Raw genomic sequence first — 2,289 nt, forward strand, 5'->3', positions numbered from 1 at the left:
GACCGGGAGGGCCGCCGCCGCGCCGGAGGAATGAAGCGGGCATCGGGGCGGCGCCGTCGCCCTCGGTGGTGCCGCCGCGGTCCCCGGCGGTGGTGGCGCCGGTGGTGCGGCCGCCGTCGGTCTGGCCGGTGGTGGTCCGGCCGCACCACGGGCACCCCGACCACGGGAGGCACACCCACCGAAGGAGGCCGGACGGACGGCGGCCGAACCACCGACGGCGGGACCGAGGGCGGCCGGACCACCACCGGCCAGACCGACGGCGGCCGCACCACCGGCGCCACCACCGCCGGGGACCGCGGCGGCACCACCGAGGGCGACGGCGCCGCGCCGGAGGAATGAAGCGGGCATCGGGGCGGCGGCGGCCCTCCCGGTCAGTGACCCGAGGTCGCCTTCAGGCCCACCACGGCCACCAGCAACAGACAGATGAAGAAGATCCGGGCGGCGGTCACCGGCTCACCCAGGACCACCATCCCCAGCACGGCCGCACCCGCCGCGCCGATCCCGACCCAGACGCCGTACGCGGTACCGATCGGCAGGGTCTTGGCGGCGTACGACAGCAGCACCATGCTGGCGACGATGCCGGCACCGGTGAACACGGACGGCCACAACCGGGTGAAACCCTCGGTGAACTTCATACCGATCGACCAGCCGACCTCGAGCAGACCGGCGAGCAGCAACAGGACCCAGGCCATGACGGCACCCCTTCGGGACGGGAACGGGACAGGGTGCGTCGTCTTGTCCTACCCGGTACGGCGCGTCTCGTCGGGGTCCCTCCACCGTAGCAAAGCAACGGCAAAGGGGCTGGTGACCATGGTCACCAGCCCCAGGAGGCCAGGCCCCCAGGCCGAAGATCGGACGAGAAGATCAGAGGTACAACCCGGTCGAGTCCTTCGAACCCTCCAGCCGTTCCGCGGCCACCGCGTGCAGGTCACGCTCACGCATCAGCACGTACGCCACGCCCCGCACCTCGACCTCGGCCCGGTCCTCGGGGTCGTAGAGCACCCGGTCGCCGGGCTCCACGGTCCGCACGTTCTGCCCGACCGCGACCACCTCGGCCCAGGCCAGCCGCTTGCCGACGGCGGCGGTCGCCGGGATGAGGATGCCGCCGCCGGAGCGCCGCTCCCCCTCGGGCGAGTCGGAACGCACGAGCACGCGGTCGTGCAGCATGCGGATGGGCAGCTTGTCGTGGGTGGTGTTCTCGCTCACGACTCGAACCTACCTGCCCGCGCCGGCGCCGTGGGAGCGAGGTCCGCCGTCATCAGCGCTTGCGCCGCGTGGACAGCACCAGCAGCCCCACGACACCCACGGCCACCAGCGCCACCGGCAGGATCCGCTCCGGCCGCGGCGCGCCGTTGTCACCCTTGAGACCGGCGGTCACATCGGTCACCAGGCGGTTCACGGCGGCGAAGGCACGCCCCGCGGTGTGGTCCACGGTGGACGCGACCCGGGCCTTGGCGTCCCCGATGATCGTCTTCGGGTGCATGCGCACACCGATCTCGTCGAGGGTCTCGGCGAGCTGCTCGCGGCGGCGGACGATGTCCGCCTCGATCTGCGCAGGGGTCCTGGCTTCCGGCACCGCGCTGCCTCCGTCGTCGTGGTCGTCTTGGGCGGCCGATGTCCGCCATGAACAGTCTGTCAGCTTAGTCTCGTGCCGTACCGATCCCCTCCCGAGGAGACTGTGAGACATGAGCGAGCGACTCCAGCCGGGCGACACCGCGCCCGCCTTCACCCTGCCCGACGCGGACGGCAACGAGGTCTCGCTGGCCGACCACAAGGGCCGCAAGGTGATCGTGTACTTCTACCCGGCCGCCCTGACGCCGGGCTGCACCAAGCAGGCCTGCGACTTCACCGACAACCTGGACGTGCTGGCCTCGGCCGGGTACGACGTCATCGGGGTCTCCCCCGACAGCCCGGAGAAGCTGGCCAAGTTCCGTGACAAGGAGAGCCTCAAGGTCACCCTGGTCGGTGACCCGGAGAAGAAGGTCCTGGAGGCCTACGGCGCGTACGGCGAGAAGAAGCTGTACGGCAAGGTGGTGACCGGAGTGATCCGCTCCACGATCGTCGTGGACGCCGACGGCAAGGTCGAGCGCGCCCTGTACAACGTCAAGGCCACCGGCCACGTGGCCAAGATCATCAAGGACCTGGGCATCTGACCCGGCCCCTGTCCCCCGCCCTGCCCCGGAGCGGCCCGCACCCTCGACGGTGCGGGCCGCTCCGTTGATCGGGCGGATGCCGCCGTCACCGTCCGGCCATCGGTTCGTTACTCCGTACGAGTGCCGTACGCAGGGG

At 71.4% G+C, this 2,289-nt stretch carries 4 protein-coding genes and 1 riboswitch; of the genes, 1 reads left to right on the forward strand and 3 read right to left on the reverse strand.

Annotated features, from left to right (window positions below; genetic code table 11):
- Positions 1–371 precede the first annotated feature (371 nt).
- The 3 genes from EF918_RS34935 to EF918_RS34945 all read right to left on the reverse strand — a co-directional run bounded on the left by EF918_RS34935 (position 372) and on the right by EF918_RS34945 (position 1,576).
- A complete protein-coding gene (locus EF918_RS34935) occupies positions 372–692 on the reverse strand; it encodes a multidrug efflux SMR transporter (protein WP_125652875.1) in 321 nt (106 codons plus the stop codon).
- A gap of 32 nt (positions 693–724) precedes the next feature.
- Positions 725–792, reverse strand: a riboswitch (guanidine-III (ykkC-III) riboswitch).
- Between the two features lie 72 nt (positions 793–864).
- Positions 865–1,206 (reverse strand): co-chaperone GroES, encoded by a 342-nt coding sequence (locus tag EF918_RS34940; RefSeq protein ID WP_125652876.1) that lies wholly within the window; start codon positions 1,204–1,206, stop codon positions 865–867.
- A 52-nt stretch (positions 1,207–1,258) separates the two neighbouring features.
- Positions 1,259–1,576, reverse strand: coding sequence for a DUF3618 domain-containing protein (locus EF918_RS34945; RefSeq protein WP_185922078.1), 318 nt, complete (start codon positions 1,574–1,576; stop codon positions 1,259–1,261).
- A 109-nt stretch (positions 1,577–1,685) separates the two neighbouring features.
- On the opposite strand from EF918_RS34945, the gene bcp reads away from it, so the two are divergent.
- The gene (bcp, locus tag EF918_RS34950; protein WP_125652878.1) at positions 1,686–2,153 is read left to right on the forward strand and encodes a thioredoxin-dependent thiol peroxidase; all 468 of its coding nucleotides are present in this window, start codon (positions 1,686–1,688) and stop codon (positions 2,151–2,153) included.
- Positions 2,154–2,289: the final 136 nt, after the last annotated feature.

This window comes from Streptomyces sp. WAC06614 (genome assembly GCF_003949795.1).
GTDB lineage: Bacteria > Actinomycetota > Actinomycetes > Streptomycetales > Streptomycetaceae > Streptomyces.

Coding starts and splice junctions, on each gene's coding strand:
- EF918_RS34935 (WP_125652875.1), bottom strand. CDS start 692: ATGGCCTGGGTCCTGTTGCTGCTCGCCGGTCTGCTCGAGGTCGGCTGG.
- bcp (WP_125652878.1), top strand. CDS start 1,686: ATGAGCGAGCGACTCCAGCCGGGCGACACCGCGCCCGCCTTCACCCTG.